The organism is Lactonifactor longoviformis DSM 17459 (genome assembly GCF_900129135.1).
GTDB lineage: Bacteria > Bacillota > Clostridia > Lachnospirales > Lachnospiraceae > Lactonifactor > Lactonifactor longoviformis.
In genome coordinates this window covers 1-25,332 of record NZ_FQVI01000031.1, presented here as the reverse complement: position 1 = coordinate 25,332, position 25,332 = coordinate 1, and the positions used below count along the sequence as shown (strand labels likewise).

The 25,332-nt window shown below is 47.9% G+C and carries 27 protein-coding genes; 23 read left to right on the top strand and 4 right to left on the bottom strand.

All coding sequences use genetic code 11. The features are described 5' to 3' along the window. Positions 1-2: 2 nt before the first annotated feature. The 10 genes from BUA56_RS19330 (at position 3) to BUA56_RS19285 (ending at position 9,956) form a co-directional block, all read left to right on the top strand. On the top strand, positions 3-734 hold the full coding sequence (locus BUA56_RS19330) for a thiamine pyrophosphate-dependent enzyme (protein ID WP_072854423.1): 732 nt from the start codon (positions 3-5) through the stop codon (positions 732-734). A gap of 12 nt (positions 735-746) precedes the next feature. Next, on the top strand, positions 747-1,301 hold the full coding sequence (locus BUA56_RS19325) for a 2-oxoacid:acceptor oxidoreductase family protein (protein WP_072854422.1): 555 nt from the start codon (positions 747-749) through the stop codon (positions 1,299-1,301). A 34-nt stretch (positions 1,302-1,335) separates the two neighbouring features. Continuing rightward, positions 1,336-2,868, top strand: a complete 1,533-nt coding sequence (locus BUA56_RS19320; protein WP_072854421.1) for an acetyl-CoA hydrolase/transferase family protein — start codon at positions 1,336-1,338, stop codon at positions 2,866-2,868. Positions 2,869-3,307: 439 nt separating this feature from the next. Continuing rightward, complete coding sequence (locus tag BUA56_RS19315) at positions 3,308-4,549, top strand: LPXTG cell wall anchor domain-containing protein (protein ID WP_072854420.1); 1,242 nt, start codon at positions 3,308-3,310, stop codon at positions 4,547-4,549. A gap of 193 nt (positions 4,550-4,742) precedes the next feature. Then, entirely contained in the window at positions 4,743-5,666 is a 924-nt protein-coding gene (locus BUA56_RS19310) for an ABC transporter ATP-binding protein (RefSeq protein ID WP_072854438.1), read from the top strand. Beyond that, positions 5,659-6,573, top strand: a complete 915-nt coding sequence (locus BUA56_RS19305) for an ABC transporter permease (protein ID WP_072854419.1) — start codon at positions 5,659-5,661, stop codon at positions 6,571-6,573. The genes BUA56_RS19310 and BUA56_RS19305 overlap by 8 nt, the downstream gene beginning before the upstream one ends. A 35-nt stretch (positions 6,574-6,608) precedes the next feature. Further along, positions 6,609-7,046 carry a LytTR family DNA-binding domain-containing protein gene (locus tag BUA56_RS19300; protein WP_072854418.1) on the top strand — a complete coding sequence of 146 codons (438 nt, stop codon included), beginning with the start codon at positions 6,609-6,611 and terminating at the stop codon, positions 7,044-7,046. A 13-nt stretch (positions 7,047-7,059) separates the two neighbouring features. After that, on the top strand, positions 7,060-7,503 hold the full coding sequence (locus tag BUA56_RS19295; protein ID WP_072854417.1) for a DUF3021 domain-containing protein: 444 nt from the start codon (positions 7,060-7,062) through the stop codon (positions 7,501-7,503). A gap of 131 nt (positions 7,504-7,634) precedes the next feature. Continuing rightward, entirely contained in the window at positions 7,635-8,954 is a 1,320-nt protein-coding gene (locus BUA56_RS19290; protein ID WP_072854416.1) for an O-acetylhomoserine aminocarboxypropyltransferase/cysteine synthase family protein, read from the top strand. A gap of 90 nt (positions 8,955-9,044) precedes the next feature. Continuing rightward, a complete protein-coding gene (locus BUA56_RS19285; protein WP_072854415.1) occupies positions 9,045-9,956 on the top strand; it encodes a LysR family transcriptional regulator in 912 nt (303 codons plus the stop codon). Positions 9,957-10,086: 130 nt separating this feature from the next. Here BUA56_RS19285 and BUA56_RS19280 read toward each other — a convergent pair whose 3' ends face one another. The 4 genes from BUA56_RS19280 to BUA56_RS23065 all read right to left on the bottom strand — a co-directional run bounded on the left by BUA56_RS19280 (position 10,087) and on the right by BUA56_RS23065 (position 13,118). Further along, the gene (locus tag BUA56_RS19280) at positions 10,087-10,872 is read right to left on the bottom strand and encodes a DeoR/GlpR family DNA-binding transcription regulator (protein ID WP_072854414.1); all 786 of its coding nucleotides are present in this window, start codon (positions 10,870-10,872) and stop codon (positions 10,087-10,089) included. A 169-nt stretch (positions 10,873-11,041) separates the two neighbouring features. Beyond that, positions 11,042-11,545, bottom strand: coding sequence for a GNAT family N-acetyltransferase (locus tag BUA56_RS19275; RefSeq protein WP_072854413.1), 504 nt, complete (start codon positions 11,543-11,545; stop codon positions 11,042-11,044). Between the two features lie 22 nt (positions 11,546-11,567). After that, complete coding sequence (locus BUA56_RS19270) at positions 11,568-12,827, bottom strand: PTS galactitol transporter subunit IIC (protein ID WP_072854412.1); 1,260 nt, start codon at positions 12,825-12,827, stop codon at positions 11,568-11,570. Between the two features lie 15 nt (positions 12,828-12,842). Then, positions 12,843-13,118: a PTS sugar transporter subunit IIB gene (locus BUA56_RS23065; RefSeq protein ID WP_072854411.1), complete on the bottom strand. Its 276-nt coding sequence runs from the start codon at positions 13,116-13,118 to the stop codon at positions 12,843-12,845. A gap of 289 nt (positions 13,119-13,407) precedes the next feature. Between BUA56_RS23065 and BUA56_RS19260 the strand changes: the two genes are divergently transcribed. From BUA56_RS19260 to BUA56_RS19200, 13 genes are read left to right on the top strand one after another with little or no spacing between them, the layout of a single operon-like run. Further along, the gene (locus BUA56_RS19260) at positions 13,408-15,255 is read left to right on the top strand and encodes a BglG family transcription antiterminator (RefSeq protein WP_072854410.1); all 1,848 of its coding nucleotides are present in this window, start codon (positions 13,408-13,410) and stop codon (positions 15,253-15,255) included. Further along, a complete protein-coding gene (locus BUA56_RS19255) occupies positions 15,212-15,667 on the top strand; it encodes a PTS sugar transporter subunit IIA (RefSeq protein WP_072854409.1) in 456 nt (151 codons plus the stop codon). Before BUA56_RS19260 ends, BUA56_RS19255 begins: the two co-directional genes overlap by 44 nt. 12 nt (positions 15,668-15,679) lie before the next feature. Continuing rightward, on the top strand, positions 15,680-15,946 hold the full coding sequence (locus BUA56_RS19250) for an HPr family phosphocarrier protein (protein WP_072854408.1): 267 nt from the start codon (positions 15,680-15,682) through the stop codon (positions 15,944-15,946). Continuing rightward, positions 15,939-17,684: a phosphoenolpyruvate--protein phosphotransferase gene (ptsP, locus tag BUA56_RS19245; RefSeq protein WP_084068132.1), complete on the top strand. Its 1,746-nt coding sequence runs from the start codon at positions 15,939-15,941 to the stop codon at positions 17,682-17,684. Before BUA56_RS19250 ends, ptsP begins: the two co-directional genes overlap by 8 nt. Then, entirely contained in the window at positions 17,677-18,507 is an 831-nt protein-coding gene (locus BUA56_RS19240) for an HAD hydrolase family protein (RefSeq protein ID WP_072854407.1), read from the top strand. Before ptsP ends, BUA56_RS19240 begins: the two co-directional genes overlap by 8 nt. Further along, positions 18,492-18,797, top strand: coding sequence for a PTS sugar transporter subunit IIB (locus BUA56_RS19235; RefSeq protein ID WP_072854406.1), 306 nt, complete (start codon positions 18,492-18,494; stop codon positions 18,795-18,797). The genes BUA56_RS19240 and BUA56_RS19235 overlap by 16 nt, the downstream gene beginning before the upstream one ends. Positions 18,798-18,823: 26 nt before the next feature. After that, entirely contained in the window at positions 18,824-20,089 is a 1,266-nt protein-coding gene (locus tag BUA56_RS19230) for a PTS galactitol transporter subunit IIC (RefSeq protein ID WP_072854405.1), read from the top strand. A 37-nt stretch (positions 20,090-20,126) separates the two neighbouring features. Further along, positions 20,127-21,179 carry an alcohol dehydrogenase catalytic domain-containing protein gene (locus BUA56_RS19225; RefSeq protein ID WP_072854404.1) on the top strand — a complete coding sequence of 351 codons (1,053 nt, stop codon included), beginning with the start codon at positions 20,127-20,129 and terminating at the stop codon, positions 21,177-21,179. Then, positions 21,176-21,913, top strand: coding sequence for an SDR family NAD(P)-dependent oxidoreductase (locus BUA56_RS19220; RefSeq protein ID WP_084068130.1), 738 nt, complete (start codon positions 21,176-21,178; stop codon positions 21,911-21,913). Before BUA56_RS19225 ends, BUA56_RS19220 begins: the two co-directional genes overlap by 4 nt. Continuing rightward, positions 21,906-23,027, top strand: coding sequence for a M42 family metallopeptidase (locus BUA56_RS19215; protein ID WP_084068129.1), 1,122 nt, complete (start codon positions 21,906-21,908; stop codon positions 23,025-23,027). The genes BUA56_RS19220 and BUA56_RS19215 overlap by 8 nt, the downstream gene beginning before the upstream one ends. A gap of 36 nt (positions 23,028-23,063) precedes the next feature. After that, positions 23,064-23,882, top strand: coding sequence for a BtpA family protein (locus tag BUA56_RS19210; RefSeq protein WP_072854402.1), 819 nt, complete (start codon positions 23,064-23,066; stop codon positions 23,880-23,882). A gap of 20 nt (positions 23,883-23,902) precedes the next feature. Beyond that, positions 23,903-24,568: a ribulose-phosphate 3-epimerase gene (locus tag BUA56_RS19205; protein WP_084068127.1), complete on the top strand. Its 666-nt coding sequence runs from the start codon at positions 23,903-23,905 to the stop codon at positions 24,566-24,568. A 41-nt stretch (positions 24,569-24,609) separates the two neighbouring features. Next, the gene (locus BUA56_RS19200; RefSeq protein WP_072854400.1) at positions 24,610-25,077 is read left to right on the top strand and encodes a PTS sugar transporter subunit IIA; all 468 of its coding nucleotides are present in this window, start codon (positions 24,610-24,612) and stop codon (positions 25,075-25,077) included. The last annotated feature ends 255 nt before the right edge of the window (positions 25,078-25,332 follow it).

Genomic DNA, 25,332 nt, shown 5'->3' with positions numbered 1-25,332 from the left:
TAATGGAATGTGTATATAAACGACCGGAATCTCTTACACCCTACCCAATGATGTTCTGCCCGGGCTGCCACCATGCCATTTTGATAAAGCTGGTAGCCGAGGTTCTTGATGAGATGAACCTCAGGGAACAGGCTGTTTTGGCTGCTCCTATTGGCTGCGGCGGTATGACGGTGCCTTCCGCCAACTTTGACACTATCTTTTCTCTCCATGGCCGTGTACCCTCTGCGGGAACTGCCATTAAGAGGTTAAACCCTGAAAGTCTTGTTATCTGCTACCAGGGCGACGGGGATGCAGGGGCAATCGGTACGGCTGAGACCGTACACACAGCGCGCCGGGGCGAAGCCGTAACGGTAATCTTTGTCAACAACAGTGTGTTCGGCATGACCGGCGGGCAGGCAGCGCCCACTACGCCTGTTGGCACATGGACGATTACCTCCAAGAAGGGGAACCGTGAGGCGCCCCTGAAGCTTCCGGAGATGCTGGCTACCCTGGATGAGCCGGATTATGTGGCCCGCTGCGCGGTGAATAATCCGAAGCACATCATCCGGTGCAAAAAGGCCATCAAGCACGCGTTTGAGCGGCAGCTGGAAGGAAAATATTCTTTTATTGAGGTGGTTAGCGCCTGCGTGACCACTATGGGCATAAAGGCGGAGAAATCCCCGGAATTTATTGATAAGGTTATCAAAACAGACTTCCCGCTGGGCGAATTCAAGCGGGATGGTAAACGACTGTAAGGAGGTGCACACATGGAAAAATGCATGTATTTTGCCGGGGTCGGCGGTCAGGGGCTCCAGGTACTTGGAAAAACCATTGCCGAAGTTGCAAATGAGAAAGGGTTTTACGTAACCTATTCCCCAAAATATGGAGCTGCAAAGCGGGGAGGTTTGACCTCCTGCTTTGTCACCGTAAGTGATGAACCTATCGGCAACCCCCGGAAGAAGAAACAGGATATTCTGCTGGTGATGGAACCCAAGGCATATCAACAGTTCCGTCATGACGTAAAAACCGGAGGAGTCATGGTTGTCAACAGTACGCTTGTACCGGAAACGGAGGACCCGGATGAAGGGGTAAAGATGGTGCATACTCCCTTACACGGAGTTTGCGTAGAGCTTGGAAATACGAAGGTAATTAGTTCCGTGGCGCTGGGCGCTGTCGTAGAACTGCTGACGGATGTCTTTCCGGATAAAGAAGTGTTTAAGGAATTTATGCTGCGGCAGCTTTCCAATAAGCCGGAGCTTCTGGAGCTTAACAAAAAGGCATTCGAGGCCGGCAATGCCGCCGTACAGAAAAATTTAGCATAATTTGTTAACTTAACCATACGCAAGGAGGACATTTATGAATCTCAGTCGAATCGAAAGCCCTGTATTCCGCGAGAAAGTGATTACTGCGGAGCAGGCGGCAAGCTACATTAAAGACGGTATGACCGTATCTGTTCCGCATTTTATCTGCTATGACAGTCCCGTCAGCACGGCGCGTGCCCTGCTGGGACGCCGGAATGCCGGTGAGAAAATTGAAGTAAAACTCATCTCTGCCGCTTCCTGTACCCCGGTAATAGACGAGGACTGGACCAATGCGGGTATGATCAAAAGCTTCATGCCTTATACACAGGCACATTCCGGCGTCCGGAAAAGTGCCAACACTGCCGAAGGCGGTCTTAATTTTATGGACTATCGTCTCAGTATGATTCCCGAATATATCAGAAGCGGTTATCTGGGAGATATTGACGTGGCTCTGGTTTCCGTTGCAGGTATTACAGAGGACGGAAAGTTAAAACCATCCGTATGTGCGGGATATACGCAGACAGTGCTCAACTGTGCCAAAAAGGTGATTTTGGAGATTAATCTTCAGTCTTCCGAGGGTATGTACCGGCTGCACGACGTCTATGAACCCGGTGCGCGTCCCGGCCGCCAGCCGATTCCTATCACCAAGGCCACAGATGTAATTGGTTCCCATTTCTATACCTGTGACCCGGATAAGGTTTTAGGGGTTGTAATTACAGATGAACCCCTGTTCCTCAGTCCTATGTGGTATCCTCTGACTGCCGACGCGGCGCCTCCGGAGGTGAAACAGATAGCGAAAAACTTTGTTGATTTCCTTCAGAGAGAGGTTGCGGAGGGCAGGATGACCGAGAAGCTTCCACCCATTCAGACCGGAGGAGGGATGGTTGCCGGAACGGTTCTGCGTGAAATGGGCAAGCATTTTAAGGGCATGGAAATGTATACGGAGGCGGTTTTGGAAGACGCCATGGATATGGTGCGCGAAGGCAGCATTGACTTTATTTCCACTGCAGGGTTTGGCTGTGCCGGTGATACAACTGATCATATTCTGAAACATCCTGAGGAGTATGAAGGTAAGCTGATGGTACGCCCGGTAGAGATTTCCAATAATCCCGAAGTTATCCGCAGACTTGGACTTATTACCATGAATAATATAGTAGAGGCTGATATTTTCGGAAATATCAACTCCAGCCATGTAAATGGCACCAGTGTCATCAGCGGCATCGGCGGAGCCCTTGATTTTGCCCAGAATGCCGGTCTGCCCTGCTATTTTACCCTGTCTACCGCTAAAAAAGGTGCGCTGTCCTGTATCGTGCCTTCCTGCTCACACATAGATATTACGGAACATGAGCCGTGTATTATTGTAACAGAATACGGTGTGGCGGATCTCCGCAACAAATCACCCAAGCAGAGAGTGAAGGAGATGTTGCGCATCGCACATCCGGATTACCGCCCAATGCTGAAGGATTACTATGAGCGTGCATTGGAAGCCTGCGGTCCGGACAAGGCGCATACGCCTGTCCTGCTGGAGGAGCTTGGAACCTGGCACATCAGGGCCCGCGACAACGGCAGCATGCTTTCAACGGATTGACCTCACAGACTGTTTTCGTTAATCTGCCCCCAACCGCCCTGCCGCACCCCTGGTACAATGCCGATGTTCCGGGGACATGAAAGATTGGAATAATCAGCGGCAGACAGCGGTTATGCTATTGACGTGTCTACACCAAAATTAATCAAATAAAGAGCCTTTTATACTGCAAGTGTAGGGGGCTCTTATTGCTGATTGCCGGGAGAGCTATAAACCTGTGGGGCTTATTCATAAATGTGTCAAACTTATTTTAAAACTCAAACTATATAATTACAAAAATAAAAAGATTTGCTAATGACTTTTAAACCATATTGCAATCCCTTTAAATAAGACAAAATTCTGCTTAATTATTAACAAAATGCCAATATATGGTGTTACAATATGCCTATCTCAGGGAGCTATATCCGGAGAAATAGGATGAATTACTAAAGGAGAAGGGGATATGAGGAGAAAACAATTATTGGCATTGGGATGTGCATTGGCACTGTGTATTTCCGGGTTGGTACCCGGCACCGGTGGAAGGATGGTTCACGCATCGGCAGTCACAAGCGCGGAAAGCAAAGAGGGGGAAACAGATAAGGAGAAAGTGAATCAGGATACACTGACTGAATCATCGGATGAGGGTAAAAAAGAGCAGCCGGAAGAGGGACAGGTACAGGATAAGAAAGAGGATACAAAGGACGCAGGTAAAGACAAGCAGGATACTAATAAAACAGATGCCTCTGATACGAAAGGCAAAGACAGCAAATTGGAGAAGGAGAGCACTGATTCAGAGACAAAAAAGACAGGGGAGAAGAATACAGACAAGGACTTAACTGATAAGGAAGTAGCAGAGGAAAGTACAGAAAACAGTTCTGCGGTGTCAATTTTTAAACAGGCGAAAGGCGATGGAAAGGAGAAGCAGGAGTATGTAAAAGAAGACCTTCTGGATGTCAGCCTTGGATATGATAAGTTAGAACTTGAGGTAAACAAAGAATTTGAGATAACGCTCAAGGTATCAGGGGGAGAGCCTCCGTATCGAATTGAGGGATACGCCGGGCCGGACTGGCTGAAGGTTGACGGCATTACGATTTCAGGCAAGCCGCCGAAAGCAGGCGTTTATGTATTATCCTATAGTGTAATAGATGCAAAGGGCAAAGTTTCCTGGGGATTAGACTCCCAAATTGTGGTGGGAGGAGGAGACGACAGCATGCCAAAGGTTAAATTAGCTGCTGATGAGGATGACTTGACGGTGGTACTGGACGAGGAATTTAGATTTCTCATTGAGATATCCGGAGGCACTGCTCCGTACACTATAAAAATTTATAGTGCTCCGGAGTGGGTAAAGCTTGAAAACAATGCAATTGTCGGAAAGGCAACGGAGCTTTCGGAGGGGTATGGCTTTGGAATCAGTGTGGTAGATGCCAACGGTACAGAGAGTGAGATGCTGCCTTGTGCCATCAAGGTTGTCAAAGAGAAGCAAAACAAAGATAAAGACGAAGAAAAAGACAAAAAGGACGAAAAAACCATAGAAGCTTCTAAGGATAAAAAGGAAAGTACAAAAGATAATAAAGAATCCTCCAACACCACTGATGCAGTAAAAACTGGGGATACAGCTCCTATTGCTATCCTGGTTATTGTTCTCATTGCCGCTGGGATCGGCATTGTAATATTTACAAAGAAAAAGAAGAAGGATAACGACTAATAGGCAGATAGAAAGGCAGAGCCGCCGGCTCTGTCTTTTTTTGCAGCACGGGGAGGTTAACCTATCCATGCGTGATACCCGGCGGATCTTGCAGGTTATGGTTTCATATTTACATCTTAGCAGTCTCAGTATTGCAAAAAAAGAAGAAAGAAAATATAGTACAGAAAAGGCAATCGGGAAGGGAGACGGCGGGATGGAAGAAATTATAAAAGTTGAACACCTAAAAAAATATTTTCAAAGGATAAAAGCGGTGGATGATATCAGTTTTGCTGTAGAAAAGGGAGAGCTGTTCGGCTTCCTGGGAGTGAATGGGGCCGGGAAATCCACCACGATCCGGATGCTCTGCACGCTGTCTGCCCCTACAGAGGGCAGAGTGACTGTGGAGGGACTTGAACTTGGGAGGGATAATGAAGAGATCAAACGCCGGATTGGTGTTGTATATCAGAATAACTGTCTGGACAATCTGCTCACAGTGAAAGAAAACCTTGCCATACGGGGCGCTTTGTATGAGGGGGACAAAAGAAAACTGCGCAAAAACCTGGACACTGTCTGTGAGGTTCTGGAATTGGGAGAAGTGCTGAAGCAGCCCTTTGGAAAGCTTTCCGGGGGACAGCAGCGCCGGTGTGAGCTTGCCCGGGCGCTTCTCCATACCCCGGATATTTTATTCCTGGATGAACCTACCACTGGCTTGGATCCATCTGCAAGAAGAAGTGTCTGGAGCATCATTCACACTCTGCAGAAGGAGATGAAAATGACCGTTTTTTTAACCACGCATTATATGGAGGAGGCGGCAAAGGCGGATCATATTGCAATGATAGACCGGGGACATCTGGTACAGTACGGCACCCCATTTTCTCTGAAGGAAAGGTTCGCAAAAGACAAGCTGCGGCTGTTCCCCAGGGAGGGTGCCGTACAAAAAATTCTTATGGATTTGGATAGACTGCAGATCCGGTATCAGCAGAAGGAGGGCCTGATCACTGTCCCCATTGCCTCTACGATGTCAGCCCTTCCCATTGTAGAAAATTATCAGGGTATGCTTTTGGGGTTTGAGGTTGTGCAGGGCACCATGGACGACGTTTTTCTGCATGCAGCAGGGGAGGAGGCAGTATATGCGTAAATATCTGAGTCTTACAAAGAGAAATTGTCTGGTGTTTTTGAGGGACAGATCAGCTGTATTCTTCTCTCTGTTGGCAATGCTGATTGTTTTAATGCTCACAGGTGTGTTTCTGGGAAATATGAATGTGGAGAATGTAACCAACCTTCTGGCCAAATATGGCTCTGCCAGGAATGCCGTCCTGGACAGAGAGAATGCCCTCCACCTGGTTCAGTACTGGACGCTAGCCGGAATTATGATAGTAAATGCGGTTACAGTCACTTTAACTGCAGTGGGAGTTATGGTTAACGATGCCTCGGAAAATCGTCTGGACAGTTTTTACACTGCTCCTGCCGGCAAAAATATGCTGGCACTCTCATATATGACGTCCGCCGCAGTCATCGGAACATTTTTCTGCCTGCTGACTTTGACGGCAGCCCTTGCCTATATTCGGATTACCGGGGGTGAACTTCTGTCTCCAGGCACACTGGGACAGATTATAGTGTACATTTTTTTAAATGTCTGTATCTATGCGGTAATTATGTTTCTGGCAGCACTGTTTGTTAAGAGCAGCAGTGCCTGGTCAGGGATTGCTACCATTGCAGGCACACTGGTAGGATTCCTGGGGGCCATCTATATTCCTATGGGCTCTCTGCCGGAAGGAGTGACCAGGATTCTCCGTTATACGCCTGTCCTCCACGGAGCATCACTGATGCGGGGAGTCTTTTGCAGGGAGGCGCTGCGCACAGCCTTTACAGGGATACCCGGGACTGTAACAGAAGAATATAAAGAATATATGGGGATCACCATAAAGATGACGGGTGGAGAGGTCTCCGTAAGTTTCCAGATCCTGTTTCTGTGCATTTGTGGTATAGTAGCATTAGCTGCAGCGGTGCTGCTGGGAAGGCGGAGAAAAAGCAGTGACAGGTGACTCTGTACAGCATTTGAAAGGAAAGGAACCGCAGAATGAAAATTACAATCCTGGATACCGATCCCGGGGAAGAAGAGGAACTTATATTGAAATGTCATAGGATAGATGACAGCCTTAGGAACCTTTTGAATCATTTTAAGCAGGGGGATACGAAACTGAACGTCTACCGTGACGGAGAGATCTACCGGATACCACCTGGGGAGATCTATTATTTTGAGTCTGTAGATCAGAAGGTATTCGCATACTGCAGGACTCAGGTTTATGAGACAAAGAGTAAGCTGTATGAACTGGAGAGAGAGCTGCCCCAGCACGACTTTCTGCGGGCAACCAAGTCCTCGATCCTGAATCTGAACAAAATAAAGAGCCTGACACCGGCATTCGGAGGGCGTTTTGAAGCGGTTCTGGACAATGGGGAAAAGGTGATTATATCCAGGCAGTATGTGGGGAGCCTGAAAGAGAAGCTTGGTCTATAGGAGGACAGTTAGGATGAGTCATATGATAAAACGAATGCAGGATATGCTGGCTATGTTTTTTCGGATTACCACAGGAATTGTGTTTGTAACTGCGGTTTATATCGGTATCTTCTGGGGATCCGGCAGCGAGATAGGGGTAAATATTCTGTGGCAGATTCTTATGGTATCGGCCCTATGTACACTGGGGAGTCTTTTGCTTCCCTGCGGGGCAGAGAAAGAGGTATCCAAGAGAGGCATGCTGGTCCGGATGATTCTTTACTTTATCTATGTGAATGCTGTTGTTCTGGGCTGCGGTCTGTGGTTTGCATGGTTTTCCCCCTCCAAGCCCCATATGCTGGCCGGTATGGAGGTGTGCATTATTGGGGTATTTGCTATTGTGACATCGGTAAGTTACTTTTCCGCTTACAGGATGGCAGAGCAGATGAACCGTAAACTGCGGGAGAGGAAGGGAGAATAATGTGGATGAGGCTATAGGGATAGACTATAGCAAAGCATAGAGTATTCATATTAACACTTTTCCTATTCCTATTGTATGATATATCCATCGAGAGAAAACAAAGAGAAAATTTCCAGATGGAGGTATAGGATATGAGTAAAAAAATAAGAGCAGACAGAACATTCAGATTTGAAACCTTACAGCTTCACGTAGGCCAGGAACAGGCGGATCCCGCGACGGATGCCAGGGCAGTACCCATCTATCAGACTTCGTCTTTTGTGTTCCGGAACAGCGAACATGCGGCGGCAAGATTCGGTCTTTCCGATGCGGGCAATATCTATGGAAGACTGACAAACCCCACAGAGGAAGTATTTGGAAAGAGGATTGCAGCTCTGGAGGGAGGCGCGGCGGCTTTGGCTGTGGCATCCGGGGCGGCGGCAATAGCCTATGCCATAGAAAACATTGCCCAGGCAGGGGATCACGTGGTGGCAGCAAAAAATATATACGGAGGTACTTATAATTTTCTTGCTCATACGATTAAGCAGTATGGCATTACTGCTACCTTTGTGGATATTTTCAACGACAGTGAAGTGGAGGCGGCTATTCAGGACAATACAAAGCTGGTATTTATTGAGACTTTAGGAAATCCTAATTCTGATGTGGTTGACATAGAAAGGATCGCTGAGATCGCCCATGCCCACAGGATTCCTCTTATTGTGGATAATACATTTGCCACCCCTTATCTGGTGCGGCCCATTGCGTACGGCGCAGATATTGTAGTACACTCAGCCACCAAATTTATCGGGGGACACGGCACAGCCATCGGGGGTGTTATTGTGGACAGCGGAAAATTTGACTGGGAGGCTTCCGGAAAGTTCCCCTCTCTGGTTGAGCCGAATCCGAGTTACCACGGAATCAGCTTCACAAAAGCAGTGGGGGCGGCTGCCTATGTAACGAAAATCCGTGCAATTCTTCTTCGTGATACCGGAGCTACGCTTTCTCCCTTCCATGCCTTCCTATTCCTCCAGGGGCTGGAAACCTTATCCCTGCGGGTAGAGCGTCATGTGCAAAATGCGCTGAGGGTAGTGGACTATCTGAGCAGACATCCTCAGGTAGAGGCGGTGCATCACCCTTCGGTGGCAGAGGATCCAAAACAAAAGAAACTATACGCAAAATACTTTCCAAATGGAGGCGGTTCTATTTTCACCTTCGAGATAAAAGGCGATGATACAAGGGCAAAAGCATTTATCGATGAGCTGGAGCTATTTTCCCTGCTGGCAAATGTGGCTGATGTCAAATCCCTGGTAATTCACCCGGCGTCTACCACTCATTCTCAGATGTCCGCAGAAGAGCTTGAGAAATCCGGGATCAAGCCCAATACCATACGCCTTTCCATAGGAACCGAGAATATAGAGGATATCCTGGAGGATCTGGAGGAAGCCTTCCGGGCGATTGGAGAACAGCAGGGCTGACAGAAAAAGGCTGTACGCCGCTGAGGAATGATGGTAAAGTATTGCTGTAACCGATAGAAACGGAAAGACATCTCTTTTGGGAGGCACATTATGACTTTACAGCAGTTAAAATATATCATAGCTGTGGCGGACGCAGGCTCTCTGAATAAGGCGGCGAATGCACTTTTCATCTCACAGCCCAGCTTGTCGGCGGCAGTGAAGGAGCTGGAAGAGGAAATAGGAATCACACTGTTTCACAGAAGCAACCGGGGAATCGTGGTAACCGCAGAGGGAAACGAATTCCTTGGCTATGCCAGGCAGATGATGGAGCAGTACCGCCTCATTGATGAGCGCTTTATTGAGAAAAAAAAGGGGAAAAAGAAATTTTCAGTCTCCATGCAGCACTATTCATTTGCGGTCAAAGCATTTGTGGAACTAGTGAGGCGGTTTGGGATGGACGAATATGAATTTGCTGTTCATGAGACAAAAACCTTTGAGGTAATAGAAAATGTCCGGCATTTTTACAGTGAAGTAGGGGTTATTTACCAAAATACATTTAATGAAAAGGTCCTGAATAAGATGCTGAGTGAGAGGGAACTGGAATTTATCCCTCTCTTTGACTGCTGTGTGTATGTATATCTCTGGAAGGGCAATCCTCTGGCAGACAAAGAAAAGGTTTCCATGAAAGATCTGGAGGACTACCCCTGCCTGGCTTTTGAACAGGGGGAGAATAATTCTTTTTATTTGGCAGAAGAGGTTCTGAGTACTTACGAGTATAAACGCCTGATAAAAGCAAATGACAGGGCCACGTTCCTGAATCTGATGATGGAGCTGAATGCGTATACCCTCTGTTCCGGAATTATCTGCGCGGAGCTGAACGGGGGAAATTATACGGCAGTGCCCCTGGATATGGAGGAGATTATGACCATTGGGTACATAAAAAGAAAGGGGATTCCTCTGAGCGGGATGGGGCGGCTGTACATTGAGGAGCTGGGGAAGTATGGGAATCCCGGCTTTGCCTAAGAATCTCTGGCTACTCCTGCGGAAACATCCGCGGAACTTAAGCCCTCCCGCCCGCCCGTACCAGTCAGCACGCCGCCGCGGAATTCCTGACACCTGAGTATGGGATGGGGCTGAAGCTTTAGTGTTTGGGTTATACGAGTTTGTAGTTGATGTGGTTTTTGGCGAAGAGGTCTGTCATGGTTTTGCTGCATTCTTTATCTGTGATGAGACGGTAAATGTCCTTTGCGCTGCAGACGGATAGGATAGTGGTTTTATTCATTTTGGAGCTGTCTGCCAATAGGATGGATTTGTCGCAGGATTTTAGTATCTGGCGGCGCAGCATGACTTCTTCGTCAAAATAATCGGTTACTTCAAGCTTTGTGTTCAGTCCGGCACAGCTGATGAAGGCTTTGTCTGCGTGGAAGTCTTTTAACAATTCAATGGTGTGGTGGCCGTAGCTCATATAATCATCCTTGCGGATCCAGCCGCCCAGAAAGAAGACTTTCTCAAAATTACTGTCTTTTAGTATTTCTACAACGCGGAAGGACATGGTGATAATGGTTAGGGTCTGTAAAAGTTCCGGCCGACCGGTAAGGACTTTTGCCAGTTCCTGCATTGTGGTGCCGCTTTCTATAATAACGGAATCACCAGGTGTTATCATATTACAGGCAGCCTCCGCGATTGCCTTTTTTTTCTCCAGATTCTCTGCATATCTTATATCGTAAGATTTTTCGCTGCCAGTACTCACTTTTGGGGCTACCCCGCCGTGAATTCTTATGATCAAATCCTGTTCATCCAGATACTCGATATCTTTTCGGACCGTCTCCGCAGAAACGGAGAAGAACTCTGCCAGCTCGTTTATAGTGGTCACAGGTGAACGCCGGATCACATCTAACATTTTTTCTCTTCTCACATCAATTTTATTATTAGACTGCATGGATTCTCCTTCTATAATACAGTACTTGCTAAACTATCCGGGGCACCCTTTAAGGCAGGCAAAGGGTGCCCTTTTCCGCGTGCCATGAGGCGATTATGCGGCATTTTCTGTATGTTAAAGTATATCATAGAAAGCGGCGGCCAACAATGCTGAACCTGTTTGAATACTGTTACAAGTCGGTTTCCTCATGAACAGCCGGAAAGCTGTTGGAGGGGCCTATTGTTTTGCGGAACAAAAGTTCGTCGCTTCCTGCTGTTACATAATCCCGGAAGGTCCCAATATGCTCATAGCCATGGCGTTTATAAAAACGCACGGCACCCTCGTTAAAGGAAGCGGCAAAGACAAAGACGTTGGGATGGTTTTTAAAGATAAGGGTTTCTGCAAAGGATAAAACTTTGCTTCCAATTCCCAGTCCCTGAAACCGGGGGTCAACGCAGAAGGAGCGGATAAATCCTTTCAGGTTGCCGTGCATTTCTAAAAGGATGCAGCCAGCAATCTCATCGCCGCAGTAGACAACATACAGTTCTCCGGAGGAGTCCCGTACCTTTCCCATGGTATAGTCATAGGTCCGGCCGAGGCTCACCCATGGTTCATTCTGACTTAAAAGGGCCGCGCTTTTAGCAAATTCCTGATCCGTAGCGGCCATGCGGATATACATCCGTTTGTTACACATCTTTTTCCCTTCTTTCTTTTTCTTATATGAATAATACAGCTATTTTGTAAAATACATAGGAGATCCACTGGGAGCCAATGGAAAGGCAGGTAACCATGCTGGCACCCTCAGGAAACTCAAAGCCTACGCTCTGTCCAAGAGAGGTCATAACAGGGGCGTAATCCGAAGAAATCAGCAGGATAGCGGACATAAACAGGGTACCGATGAGCCAGCCACGGAATACATTCCCGTTGCAGGGGACAACGGCCCACACGATAAAGAAAGCCAGCCCGCTTAATTCGGCCAGGGGAAGGGTTACATTGCCGGGAATGACAACAGCCAAGAGCAGTGTGGTGGGAATGAGCAGCAGTGAGGTAGCAATAATGGAAGGATGCCCAACTACCACAGCGGCGTCCAGGCCAATATACAGTGATCTTCCTTTAAATCGTTTCTGCATAAACTGGGAAGCCGCACCGGATATGGGCATTAATCCCTCCATGAGAACCCCGATCATTTTGGGAAGCAGATACATGGCTGCACTGGTTACCATAGCGGTATTCAAGACTGTTGAGGCGTCCGTTCGGGCGATAATAGCCAGAAGTGCGCCTATCATGAGGCCGAGAACACAGGGCTCACCCAGCACCCCAAGTTTTTTCTGGGTTTTCTCAGGAGTCCAGTCAATTCTATTGATGATTGGAATCTTGTCTATGAGTTTATTCAGAGGAATACCAATCAGTGCCCATCCAGTGGACTCAATGTGAGGAATAGAGATACCTGGCATGCCAAAAAACTTTTCCACATAAGGCTGTGAATAATCGGCGATTTTAAAGATGACAGCCATGGAAATGCAGGCAGTAACCACTGCGAGGATCATATTGCCGCTGATTAGATACAGGGCCCCTCCGATAAACAGCGGCTGCCAATAGTTCCAGATATCTACGTCCAGGGTCTTCGTAAAGCCCACAAGGATTAAAAGTATGTTCATCACAAATACAGACACCAGAATCACAGGCACCACAGCGCCGCTTGACCAGGCGATGCTGGCTGCGATGGGCCATCCCACATCAACAGCCGTAAGCTTAAATCCATAAACATCAACTAGTTGGTTGATCACAACCATAAGGTTGTCCGCAAGGAGTGAGATTACAAGGTTGATTCCGATAAAGCCAATTCCAACCGTGATTCCGGCTTTAAATGCTTTTCCCGGTTTAAGCCCAAAGATAAGTCCTAAAATGAGAATGATGACAGGCATGAAGACTGAGGAACCGGCATCCATAATAAAATTAATGACCTGAATAAACATAGGTATTTCCTCCTTCTATTTTAGTTTGGAAACGATCTCCTCCAATACCGCATCGCAGCCGATCCCGGTAATGAGGGAAATTGCGTTTATAACTTCTGCGGGGTAATCGCCGGCCAGATAAGTGGTAGAGACAATTAAGTCTATGCCATCCAGATTAGAGTCAATGGCAGCTGGAGTACAGCGCCTGGTCTGTACCTTCAGCCCTGCTGCAAGGCAGGCTTCTATGACCCGGTTCTCTGCCACCGCGGAAGTGATGCCTCCAGTTCCGCATACAAATAATACATGCTTCATAAAGAATCCTCCTTTAAAATTTGTAAAAAACCAATTATTTATCTGGATAGTACCATTTAAATTTGATAAAGTCAATAAATAATTGTAAAAAACCAAGAAAATATGATGGGCGATTTGTATATTGTGACAGGATACCATGAACTGAAAAAACAAAAATGGTATAATGTGTATTAAAAGTTCCCTAACGATAGGGAAATTGTTTGGTATTTTAAATATAAAAACCGAATGATATAGTGTAGATGTAAACAGAATGCACATCTGCAAGGGGACAACCTAAGGAGAGACGCGTATGGAGAATCTGAATCAGAGGCAGCTGGAATTTGTCAGTCTGCTGCTGGAGGAAAAAGAGTACAGGTCCATTCAGTATTTTGCACAAAAACTGGAAGTATCTGATAAGACACTGCAGGAGGATCTGAGGACCATTCGGAGAGAACTGAAGCAGTACGGAGCGGGGGTTCTGGCAAAAACCGGAAAAGGGATTCTGGCCGATGACGGGATCAGACATAACATGGTTCTGCTCAATCATCTGCATGCAGGGAACCAGACCCAGAAGTGGAATTCCTCAGAGCGCCGGAATACTATACTGAAAGATCTTCTGCTTCATTCAGGGACAGCCACCTCTGTGCAAAAGCTCTCAGATTCCTACTATGTAGGAAAAGCGAGTATTGTAAATGACCTTAAGTATGTGGAGGAGTGGATTGCGCCATATCATTTAACCCTGGAGAAAAACAAAAAAGGCACACAGATTTCCGGCAGGGAACAAGATATAAGGGAGGCGATAACTGCAGTGATCCATCTGGATGAGGTAACTTTGCAGAACCTCCTGGAAATCTTCCAGCCGGAGGAAATTGCATTTGTGGAGGCGCTTTTGGAAGATCTGGAACTGGATACCAGCGATATCTATTATAAAAACCTGCTCACCCATATTCTTATCTGTATCCAGAGAGTCAGAAGCGGAAGAAAGCTGAGTACCGCCCAGAAGGATACCGTATTCAGTGCTAAGGCGGCAAGGCAATACCAGAGAGCTGAGAACATCTCTGCAAAGATCAAGGAACGTTACGGTATTGACATTGGGGAGAATGAGACCTGCTGCATATACCAGTATATCAGTTCGCTGGGAAACGTAGATGAGTCCCCCGGATGGGTAGGAGACCCGGACAGCAAAAGTGACGAAGTTGCGGCTGTTCTGACAGAATACATGACAGAAATTCTGGATATGGAGGTCCGTGATGAGGACATGCTCCTTCGGGGACTGATGATGCATATCAGACCGCTGCTGAACCGCCTGGAATACAATATAAAGATTGCTAATCCGCTGCTGGAGGAGATGCAGATGAGTTATCCCCAGATGGTGGGCATCTGCCAGATTGTATGCGGTATGATCTGTGAGAAATATGGACTGAAGGAAATTAGTCTGGATGAGATTGCAAATATTGCAACGTATTATCAGACACTTATGGTAAAGCAAACTTCCCTGGTGAACGTTCTGGTAGTATGCCACAGCGGTTACGGCACCTCACAGCTGCTCAGCGCAAGGCTCCAGCAGGAGTTTCCAAATTTTAATATCCTGGATGTAATTCCTTCCAGAAAGCTAGGATCTTTTGATTTAAAACAGGCGGATCTGGTAATTTCCACAGTACCTGTCAATCTCACGGAGGTGCCCTATCTGGTAGTGTCCTCCTTTTTGACTAACCGGGATATCAGTGCTATAAGAAATAACGTGTATCTCCTGGAACAGAGAGAAAAAGTTAATTACGGTCTGCTGGAACGGCTGCTGCCGGGAGGGCATATAACCTTCGGATACTGGAACGGCGCCAGTGCGAGAGGGCAAAAGATATGCGAGTCTTACCTTCTGCCTCAGTGCCTGGCAGTGGTCTGGAAAAGGAAGGACGAGAAGACAGAAGTATTTTTAACCGTTGACACGGAAAACGAAATGCTGCGGATTGATCTTCTGCCGGGAAGGGTGGAGCATCAAAAGGAATTACTCCGGGAGCTTTACCGCCTGACTTTAGAGGAAAAAAATGTCCGGGCGATTACACGGTGCAGGACACAGGAGGAGGTACAAAAATGTCTCAGACAGGGGGGTGCAAAAAATGAAGAACCAAACAATTCTTCCGGAAAAGAATATCATCCTTGAAAGCGGCTGCCGCTCGAAAGATGAAGTGATTGCTTATGCTGCAGAACTTGTGCTGGGGGATTGCAGCGGCAGGGCGAAAGAGAAACTGAAGCAGGAAATCTGGGAACGGGAGCGTCTTGCCTATACAGGAATTGGCAGTCATATTGCCCTGGTCCATGCAGAGTCTGTTACTGTCGATTGTCCGGTGACCGCATGTATCAGGCTTAAGAAATATATAGACTGGGCGCCGGGGAAAGCCTATCCTCCTCTGCATAAGATGGTAAAACTAGTTTTTGTATTTGCGGTACCCAAAGAGGAGGGGCCGGAGACGGAAGTTTTAAAGGATATGGTACGTAAGCTGGGGAAAAAGGAAACCGTAGACAGGCTGATGCGTGCAGAACAAAGCCGGGAGATTATCGGAATATTTCAGTAGAGGAGAACAGTTATGGTAAGAGAAAAGGTAACAATAATTTCAAAGGAAGGGCTTCACGCACGCCCGGCGGATACTCTGATTAGGCTTGCGAATCAGTATGCCTCAAAGATAGAGATTGTGTGCGGAGAGGATAAGACAATTAATGCAAAGTCCATTCTGCATGTCCTGGGAGCCGGAATTAACTGCGGGGCTGAGGTCGAAGTGGTCTGTGAAGGCGAAGATGAGCAGGAGGCCAGTAAAAGGATTGTGCAGGCGATAAAAGAAGGGCTGGATGAGTAAAGAGGATTGGGGTGAATCTATGCAGGGAACAGGAGTATCTAAAGGTCTGTGCCTGGCGAAAGTAATCGTGTTTAAGGAAAGCCCGATTCCATTGGACGGTATATGGAAGGGATATGAAGAAGAAAAAAGAGTATTCCTGAGCACGGCGGAGGATATATACGAAAAAACGAGGACGCTGGCCGAAAAGACCAGGCAGTCTGTTGGAAAGGAGGAGGCAGCCATCTTCGAGGCTCACTGTTCTATCCTCAGGGACGAGGAGCTGATTCGGCCAATCGTGGAGGAGATACAAAAAGGAAAAACGGCAGTCAAAGCCATCGAAGAGGTCATAGAGGGGCATATTCGTATCTTTCAGGGAATGAAAAATGAATATATGCGGCAGCGTGCCGGGGATCTTCAGGATATAAAGGTGCAGCTGCAGCGGACTATTCTAGGGATTGCAGTGCCGGATCTGAGTGAACTGAAGGAGGATGCGGTCATTATCTCCAGGGATATTGCTCCTTCGGTGACGGGAAGTATGGATTTGGCCCATGTTGCCGGTATGGTAATGGAAGGCGGCGGTAGGACATCCCACACGTCGATACTAGCCAGAACGCTGGAAATTCCGGCTGTTGTAGGGGTCAAAGGGATCCTGGATTATGCAGAGGACGGGGATGTGGCGGCAGTAGACGGGGAGTCAGGGGAGGTGTATCTCAATCCCTCGGAAGAGACTTGCCGGGCATTCCGGGAGAGGATTGCCCGGGAAAGAAAGAGGAAAGAGAAAAGGCAGAGGCTGGCCCAACTTCCGTGCCGGACCGCAGACGGGCGGGAGATAAAGCTATATGGAAATATTGGAACCCCTGGCGAAACGGAAAGGGCTTTGATCTGCGGAGCAAAGGGAATCGGACTTCTGCGGTCTGAGTTCCTGTATCTCTCAAGGGATAGGATTCCCCGGGAAGAAGAACAGTACCAGGCATACGCCAGTGTCCTGGAAGCTATGGGAGATGCCCCGGTTATTGTCCGTACACTGGACATAGGAGGGGATAAGGAAGTACCTGCACTGGGACTGGAAAAAGAGGAGAATCCATTTCTGGGGCTTCGGGCCATTCGCCTGTGCCGGGCGGAGGAGGAGCTGTTTACGACCCAGATAAGGGCACTGCTCCGCGCTTCAGAAAAAGGAAACCTGCACATTATGTTTCCCATGATTTCTTCTCTGGAAGAACTGAGGTGGGCCAAAGAAAGGGTCGGACAGTGCCGGGAACAGCTGATCCGGGAGGGCATTGCGGTAAAGAATAAAATTCCAATGGGAATTATGGTTGAAATTCCTTCTACAGCTGTTTTGGCTGAGGCTTTTGCTGAGGAATGCGATTTTTTTTCCATCGGTACAAACGACCTGATCCAGTACACTTTGGCAGTGGACAGGGGAAATGATAAGGTTTCTCAGCTGTATTCCTTCTACCATCCCTCAGTGCTTCGTCTAATCCGGTATACCATTGAAGGAGCTCATGAAAAAGGGATTCCGTGCGGTATGTGCGGGGAAGCTGCCGGAGATAAAAAGATGATTCCTCTTCTGATTGGGCTGGGACTGGATGAGTTCAGCATGTCACCCGGTTCACTGCTGGAGGCCCGGGAAGTTATCCCAAGGCTCGACAGCAGGGAGTGCAGAGCGCTGGCAGAGCAGATTACAGGACTGAAGACAGCCGCAGAGACAGAGCAGCTTCTGGATGGATATCTGAAAAAGAAAGAGGAAGAGCATGAATAAGAACTTTAAATCTGTTTTTTTGTCAGACATTGACGGCACCCTGTCGGACCGTAACTTTAACATCCATCCGAAGGTGATAGCCGCTGCTGCTGCCTATATGGAGTCCGGAGGCCTCCTGGTGCTGAGCACAGGCCGGGCGCCTGTTGCCACAGAGCAGGTGGCAAGGCTCATGAATATAACACATCCCTGCATCGTATACAGCGGAGCCGGAATCTTTGATTTTATCCGGGGCAGACTGCTGTGGAGCAGTCCTATGGGGGAAGAAGTTCTGGCGGCAGTGCAGTATGTGCTGGATCAGTATACGGATGTAAGCGTCCAGGTCTTTACGGATGTTGGAATCTACCTGCTGCAAAGCAATGACATCCTGGACCAAAAGGCCGTGAGGGCAGAGAGGGGTATTCGTATCCCCGAGGTATCTTTTGTAAAGGGCAGGATATTAAAGATACTCCTGACCGGGGCGGATGTGGGAGATTTGGAGAGATGCGGAACCTGGCCCGTCTGGAGGGGAACAACCTATAGATTTGCCAGCCGGCATTTTGTGGAAGTTGTCTCGGAACATACGGATAAAAGCGTAGCTATGGCAGAGCTCCTGAGGCTGTATGACATGAACTTGGGGCAGACCTTTGCGGCAGGGGATGCTATGACGGATTATACCATGCTGGTCAGCAGCGGGTATTCCTTTGTCCCGGCCAACGCCCCGGAAAACTTGAAAAAAGCCGGGGACAGGATCATAGAGATACCGGAGCAGGGAGGCATGGCGGCTGCATTTCAGATGGCACAGGAATATAACGAAAAAGGAGAGATATTATGGGAAGAACAGTAAAATTAATGGTGGCCTGCGGGTCAGGCATAGCAACATCAACGCATGCAGCGTCCATGGTACAGGAATATATGGAGGAACGGCATATTCCCGTATCCATTATGACCTGCAGCGTGCAGGACCTTGCAAACCGTTTAAGCGGATGCGATGTAATTCTGAGTACAGCTCAGGTTTCCTTTGAATCCGGGCTGCCTGTGTTTAATGGTGTGCCCCTGCTGACTGGAGTGGGGGATGATGAACTGCTGAAGGAGCTGGCAGACAAGATTTTGGAAATCTCGAATACGGTTGTTTAAAGGGAAAAGGAAAGGAGAAAGCGTTTATGGTTGATGTGATTACTAAAGTAACAAGTGCGCTGACAAGTCTGGGGGCATCGGTACTAATACCCATTTTTATCTTTATTATGTGTATGGTATTCGGCGCAAAATTTAAAAAATCTCTGATGGCAGGGCTTACCTTTGGCGCCGCTTACATAGGGCTGAATCTGATTATAGGGCTGCTCATCTCTACAGTGAGTCCTATGGTAGATATTATGGTGGAGAACTGGGGAATCAAAAACGATATTCTGGACGTGGGCTGGGCGGTAGGATCTGCTATTGCATACAGTACCACCTGCGGGGCTCTGATTATCCTGGTTTCTCTGGGGGTAAATATTTTAATGCTGTCAACAAGACTCACCAAGACGTTAAACGTGGATATCTGGAACTTCTGGAATCACGCGTTTACTGCATCCGTAGTGTATATCATTTCAGGAAATTTAATTATCGGATTGATTGCGGGCGGGATTCATGCGGCGTTCTGCCTGGTGATGGCAGACCGGACGGCAAAAAGGGTACAGGCCTTTTACAATGTACCAGGCGTGTCCATCCCTCACGGGTGGGCGGTAACCAGTGTGCCGATTATAGCAGGGGTGAACTGGCTGCTGGACCGTATACCGGGCGTTAAGAACATTAACTGGGACGAAAAACACATTCAGGAAAAATGGGGAATCTTTGGAAGCCCTCTTGTACTGGGAACAGTTCTGGGCCTTATCCTGGGATGCCTGGCCGGATATTGGAGTGATATTCCCCTGCTGTTAAGCTCTGCCATATCTATCGGCGCTGTAATGATGATTATACCTAAATTTATAGCACTGTTTATGGAGTCTCTGACCGTAGTTTCAGATGCGGCTAAGAAGTTTATGAAAAAGCATTTTGGAGATCGGGAGTTTTACGTTGGCCTGGATTCTGCCATCCTTATCGGACACCCCACCACAGTAGCGGCGGGAATTATCCTGATTCCGGTTGTACTGGTACTGGCAGTGATCCTTCCGGGAAACCGGGTGCTTCCTTTCGGGGATCTGGCATCCCTGGCTTACTTTGTGGCTTTGGTTCCCTGCCTCAGCAAGGGAAATCTTTTCCGCTCTCTGATCTGCGGGATTGTCATTATGAGTGTGGTAATGCTTATCTGTACAAGTTTTGGATCCTCAATGACCACTATGGCAGTACAGGCGGGATACACCATTCCTGACGGGGCAGTTAACATAACGGCACTTTCGGCCGGCAACTGGCTGACTTGGATCCTGTCTAAAATCGCAGCCATTTTTTAGGTGACAGAAAAGACTTAAGGATAAGAAGGAGAACACGATGAAAGCAGCAGTATATTATACCAACACGGATGTCCGGGTAGAGGAAATGCCCAAACCAACGGCGGGAGAGGGAGAGATTGTAGTAAAGACCAACGCCTGCGGCGTCTGCGTTGCAGATACCATGGAATGGTATAACAAACCCAAAGCCCCGGTTGTCCTGGGACATGAAGCAGTGGGAGTGATAGAAGAGATTGGAAAAAATGTGGAGGGATTTCAGGTGGGGGACCGGGTGTTTGTGCACCATCATGTTGCCTGCATGAGCTGTGAGGAGTGCCGGAAAGGCAAGTATACTCTCTGCCCTCAGTTCAAAGCCACAAACTACAAGCCCGGAGGGTTCGCTGAATATTTTAAGGCTGGGCCGAGCCATGTGAGGACAGACACGTTAAAGCTGCCGGACAGTATGAGTTTTGAAGAAGCAACCTTGATTGAACCCCTGGCATGTGTCCTTCACGGGATTGAACGTCTCCATGTACGGCCCTCTGAACGGATTGCGGTTATTGGCACAGGAACTATAGGATTGATGCTGATTGAGGCCCTGAAGGCCTATGGAGTAACGGATATTGTGGCCTATGAGAGGAGCCCATGGCGGCAGAAGATGGCGGAGAAAAAGGGAGCGAAGGCGGTCCGTGAGGCGGATGCCGATCTGGACAAAGAACTGAAGTGCCTGGAAGAAACTTTTGGATGGAATCAGTTTGATATAGTGTGTGTCATGGCAAAAGACATTAAGGCTATGGAAATTGGTATGAAGCTTACCGGAAAGGGGGGGAAACTGTTATTGTTTGCTACCCCGGACCCTGAGGAATATTTAAAGCTTTATGTAAGCGAGGCATTTTTTAAGGAGATGGATATACTGCTTACCTATTCCGCAAATCACAATAACACCCGGGAGGCATTGCGCCTTATCAGCAGTCAAAAAGTGGACGCTAAATCATATATAACCCATAGGTATGCTATGAATGAAGTGGAGCAGGCAATTGCCCGGACCCTTGGACGGGGAGAATGTCTGAAATGTATTGTTAAAGTTGAAGAATCGGAAGAAGGCGAAGTATGAGTTATCAGATAACTATGGAAAATAAGGTCGCTGTGGTGACCGGTGCCGCTCAGGGGATAGGGGCGGCTATAGCATCAAAATATGCAGAGGCCGGAGCGCAGGTTGTAATTCTGGATGTCTGCCCCAAATCCTGTGCAGAAGAGCTTTTGCAGAAGCTTTCTAAATATGGGAAAAAGGCAGCTTATTATTTGTGTGATGTTTCAGACAGCACGGCGGTTGCAGCTGTGTTTGCAGAGGTAGCTCACAGGTATGGACGTGTGGATGTTCTGGTAAACAATGCGGGCGTGGTGGCTGATTGGGACAAGAGTTACGCTATTAACGCAAAGGGAACTTACTATTGCTCCGAGGCGGCTAAACCTTACCTGGAAAAAGCAGAAGGAACCATTATTATTCTGACATCGGCGTCTGTATTCAGCGGAGGCACAGGGATTCCCCAATATGTAACCACAAAAGCGGGCAGCTATGCATTGACCTTGTTTCTGGCAAGAGAATACGCAAAAGCGGGTATCAGGGTAAACGGGATAGCCCCGGCTGTGATCATGAGCAAGATGCTTGTGGAGCGGTTTGGATCTGAGGAGGCGGCCAGGGAACATTATAAGACAGTAATGCCTCTGGGGAGAATGGGGGAGCCAGAAGATATTGCTAACATTGCCCTGTTTTTGGCCTGTGAGCTCTCCGAATATCTGTGCGGAGAAGTGTTAATCGCGGACGGAGGCAGAATGCACATTGGTTAACAGAGAGGAGATTATGATGAACTTTGATAAAGACTTGAAGGACTTGACGGATATACCTGCACTGAGCGGGCATGAGGACAAAATGATTGCCTATGTACTGAAAAAGCTCAGGAGGACCTGCGATAAGATTCACGTAGACAAGCTGGGAAATATTACAGCAACCTACCCCGGGACAGAGAAAGATGGGACATCTATTGCATTTTTTGCCCACATGGACGAGGTGGGATTGATGGTCAAAAAAATAGAGGATAATGGATTCCTGCGGCTTGAGCGGGTGGGTGGGGTTCCTGAGAAGGTACTGCCCTCAGCATTTCTGGATGTGCATACGCTGGACGAAACAAAGTCTTACAGGGGGGTGGTGGGGAATACGTCCCATCATCTGACACCGGCCGACAAAAAGTTTGCGGTCACAACCATATCGGAACTTTATGTGGATCTGGGATGCAAATCCAAGGAAGAAGTTTTAGAGAAGGGGATTGATATCGGCAGTGTTGTCACCTACCTACCCAATTATACAAGCCTGGGAAACTATGTGGCTTCCAAATCGCTGGATGACAGAATGGGGATTTATGCCCTGCTCAGAATGGCAGAGGAACTAAACCAGAGGGAACATAAGGCCGACGTGCATCTTATATTTACCGTTCAGGAGGAATTCAATATCCGTTCCTCAACACCGACCTTTCAAAGATTGCAGCCGGATGCAGCTATCTGTGTAGATATTTCCCCTGCCTGCGATACACCGGAGTTAAAAGGAAGGTATGAGATGGAGCTTGACAAAGGGGTTGCCATTATGTATATGAACTTTCACGGAAGAGGCACGCTGGGAGGGCTGCTGCCCAACCCCAGGCTGAATGCATTCCTGGAAAGGACAGCAAAAGAAGAGGGACTGAAATGCCAGAAAGAAGTGGTTATCGGGGTAATCACTGATGATGCATTTACCCAGCTGGCAGGAACCGAAGGGATCCCTATGGCCCACTTATCAATTCCTTTGCGCTACACACATTCACTGGCTGAAGTAGCCAGCCGGCAGGATATCGAAGACTGTATTGCCCTTATGATGGCAGCTGCCTGCAGATTCAGCAGACAGGTGGAGCTTGCCAGAGGCATCAAATAATAAAATTAATAAAACATATATAAAGGAGAATTTATTATGGAAAGAAAATGGACAGAGGAAGTACTGGGAACAGACAAACCAATTATCGCAATGTGTCATTTTATGGCGCTTCCGGGGGACCCGGGATTTGACAAGGCCGGCGGCATGGAAGCTGTGATTAAACGGGCCAGGGAGGAGATGCTGGCACTGCAGCGGGGCGGAGTGGATGCAATTATGTTTTCCAATGAATTCAGCCTGCCTTATCTCACGGACGTGAGAACAGAGACCGTGGCAGCCATGGCCCGGGTGATCGGGGAACTGAAATCAGAGCTTGAGATTCCGTTCGGGGTTAATGTGCTGTGGGATCCGGCGAAGTCTCTGGACCTGGCAGTGGCGACAGGCGCAAAGTTTGTCCGAGAAATTTTTACAGGTGTATATGCAAGTGACTTTGGCCTGTGGAATACGAACTGCGGTGCAGTCGTAAGACACCAGCACGAGATTGGTGCGGAGGATGTGAAGCTTCTATTTAATATTGTACCGGAGGCGGCTAAGTATATTCAGAGAGATGATATCAGTCAGATTGCTAAGAGTACGGTATTTAACTGTAAACCGGACGCACTCTGTGTATCCGGACTGACCGCAGGGGCGGCGACGGATTCCCAAGTGCTTGAAACTGTAAAAAATGAGGTCCCGGATACGATTGTATTTGCAAACACAGGTGTGCGGATCAATAATGTAAAGGAGCAGTTAAAGATAGCAGACGGTGCAGTGGTAGGCACCACTTTCAAGAGGGACGGCAAGTTTGAGAATCCGGTGGATGAGGTACGCGTAAAAGAATTTATGGATGTTGTAAAAGAATTCAGAGCCACATTGTAACGGCGGAGAGGCAGGTAATAATGAAGATTCTGCCGTCAGCGGCATCTGCCAATCAGCTGTGTCTGGGCAGGGAGATAGAAGCGCTGGGGAACCATAAGTATCTGCATTTTGATATTGAGGACGGTAACTTTGTCCCGAATATAACGTTTGGTATGAAAACTATTCGGTCGGTTGTGTCTAAATATAATAAGATATGGGATGCCCATCTTATGGTCACAAACCCTTTGATGTATTTAGAGGAACTGGCGGAAGCGGGATGCAGTGCAGCCGCTTTTCACTGGGAATCCACGGGCTATCCCCTCCGGGTGCTTCATAAGATAAAAGAAATGGGGATGAAGGCAGGAATTGCGCTGAATCCAAATACGCCTGCAGCTGTCTTAAAGCCGTATGTTAACCGGCTGGACTATATTTTAATTATGACTTCTGAACCAGACGGCGAGGGTGATCTGTTTCAGATGGAGATGATTCAAAAAGTAGAATGGCTGGCCGGAGTATGCGGCTCTGAGACAGAGATTATTGCAGATGGGGGAATTGGTGAGAACGAATTTCTCTGTCTGAGAAAAGCAGGAGCCACAGGAACTGTTATGGGGCGGACTATCTTTGCATCAGAACATCCTTGTGACACTATTGAAAAATTTAGTAAATTATACCCGGGGACACACCATCGTACTTGTCCAGGGCACTGACGTACGGATTTGCCGTATGATAAAGTATAAGGGGGAAGATTATGCCGTTAAAAGAGGCTTTAAGCAGAGAAACCTGCTACGTAGGGGTGAGCGGGGAGAGCAGCGAGGAAGTGCTGCGTACGTTATCAGAGCGTCTGTTTCAGCTTGGGCTGGTAACAGAGGAATACGAATCAAATGTAATACTGAGGGAACAGAAATATCCCACAGGACTTCCTTTAGAGGGCCGTAAGGTGGCAATCCCCCATACGGATGCGGTATACGTAAAGGAAACCAGAATCTGTGTGGCTGTCCTAAAACACCCGGTAGAATTCCAGGTTATGGGCAGCGGATCAGGGGAGAAGGTTGCAGTTGAACTAGTGATTATGCTGGCCATTAAGGAGCAGAAAGCTCAGCTTGGGGTATTGAAAGAGCTGATTAATTTAGTGGTTCAAAACGGGGCGATGATTGAACAGTTGATTGGGGCTGGGGCTGGGGATGAGGTGTATGATATCTTGATGTCTTATCTATAGATATTTGGAATTTAGGGATATAACTACGTGTACTTCGGCTCAAGATGCTTCATGACAGCAGGTGTTGTGTGGCAGGGGGACGGTGAGAGAAATCCCGCGGCAGCGGGCTGACTGGTTCGGGCGGGAGGGAGGTTTTTGGCAGTTTATCCAAAACATCAAGCGGACAATAGTGCGGAACAAGAGGAAAAGTGTACCACTCTCGACCTTCCCCACCCGTTTTCCGTGAATGTGAAGTGAGTCTCTGCCAGGATATAG

Coding starts and splice junctions, on each gene's coding strand:
- BUA56_RS19330 (WP_072854423.1), top strand. CDS start 3: ATGGAATGTGTATATAAACGACCGGAATCTCTTACACCCTACCCAATG.
- BUA56_RS19325 (WP_072854422.1), top strand. CDS start 747: ATGGAAAAATGCATGTATTTTGCCGGGGTCGGCGGTCAGGGGCTCCAG.
- BUA56_RS19320 (WP_072854421.1), top strand. CDS start 1,336: ATGAATCTCAGTCGAATCGAAAGCCCTGTATTCCGCGAGAAAGTGATT.
- BUA56_RS19315 (WP_072854420.1), top strand. CDS start 3,308: ATGAGGAGAAAACAATTATTGGCATTGGGATGTGCATTGGCACTGTGT.
- BUA56_RS19310 (WP_072854438.1), top strand. CDS start 4,743: ATGGAAGAAATTATAAAAGTTGAACACCTAAAAAAATATTTTCAAAGG.
- BUA56_RS19305 (WP_072854419.1), top strand. CDS start 5,659: ATGCGTAAATATCTGAGTCTTACAAAGAGAAATTGTCTGGTGTTTTTG.
- BUA56_RS19300 (WP_072854418.1), top strand. CDS start 6,609: ATGAAAATTACAATCCTGGATACCGATCCCGGGGAAGAAGAGGAACTT.
- BUA56_RS19295 (WP_072854417.1), top strand. CDS start 7,060: ATGAGTCATATGATAAAACGAATGCAGGATATGCTGGCTATGTTTTTT.
- BUA56_RS19290 (WP_072854416.1), top strand. CDS start 7,635: ATGAGTAAAAAAATAAGAGCAGACAGAACATTCAGATTTGAAACCTTA.
- BUA56_RS19285 (WP_072854415.1), top strand. CDS start 9,045: ATGACTTTACAGCAGTTAAAATATATCATAGCTGTGGCGGACGCAGGC.
- BUA56_RS19280 (WP_072854414.1), bottom strand. CDS start 10,872: ATGCAGTCTAATAATAAAATTGATGTGAGAAGAGAAAAAATGTTAGAT.
- BUA56_RS19275 (WP_072854413.1), bottom strand. CDS start 11,545: ATGTGTAACAAACGGATGTATATCCGCATGGCCGCTACGGATCAGGAA.
- BUA56_RS19270 (WP_072854412.1), bottom strand. CDS start 12,827: ATGTTTATTCAGGTCATTAATTTTATTATGGATGCCGGTTCCTCAGTC.
- BUA56_RS23065 (WP_072854411.1), bottom strand. CDS start 13,118: ATGAAGCATGTATTATTTGTATGCGGAACTGGAGGCATCACTTCCGCG.
- BUA56_RS19260 (WP_072854410.1), top strand. CDS start 13,408: ATGGAGAATCTGAATCAGAGGCAGCTGGAATTTGTCAGTCTGCTGCTG.
- BUA56_RS19255 (WP_072854409.1), top strand. CDS start 15,212: ATGAAGAACCAAACAATTCTTCCGGAAAAGAATATCATCCTTGAAAGC.
- BUA56_RS19250 (WP_072854408.1), top strand. CDS start 15,680: ATGGTAAGAGAAAAGGTAACAATAATTTCAAAGGAAGGGCTTCACGCA.
- ptsP (WP_084068132.1), top strand. CDS start 15,939: ATGAGTAAAGAGGATTGGGGTGAATCTATGCAGGGAACAGGAGTATCT.
- BUA56_RS19240 (WP_072854407.1), top strand. CDS start 17,677: ATGAATAAGAACTTTAAATCTGTTTTTTTGTCAGACATTGACGGCACC.
- BUA56_RS19235 (WP_072854406.1), top strand. CDS start 18,492: ATGGGAAGAACAGTAAAATTAATGGTGGCCTGCGGGTCAGGCATAGCA.
- BUA56_RS19230 (WP_072854405.1), top strand. CDS start 18,824: ATGGTTGATGTGATTACTAAAGTAACAAGTGCGCTGACAAGTCTGGGG.
- BUA56_RS19225 (WP_072854404.1), top strand. CDS start 20,127: ATGAAAGCAGCAGTATATTATACCAACACGGATGTCCGGGTAGAGGAA.
- BUA56_RS19220 (WP_084068130.1), top strand. CDS start 21,176: ATGAGTTATCAGATAACTATGGAAAATAAGGTCGCTGTGGTGACCGGT.
- BUA56_RS19210 (WP_072854402.1), top strand. CDS start 23,064: ATGGAAAGAAAATGGACAGAGGAAGTACTGGGAACAGACAAACCAATT.
- BUA56_RS19205 (WP_084068127.1), top strand. CDS start 23,903: ATGAAGATTCTGCCGTCAGCGGCATCTGCCAATCAGCTGTGTCTGGGC.
- BUA56_RS19200 (WP_072854400.1), top strand. CDS start 24,610: ATGCCGTTAAAAGAGGCTTTAAGCAGAGAAACCTGCTACGTAGGGGTG.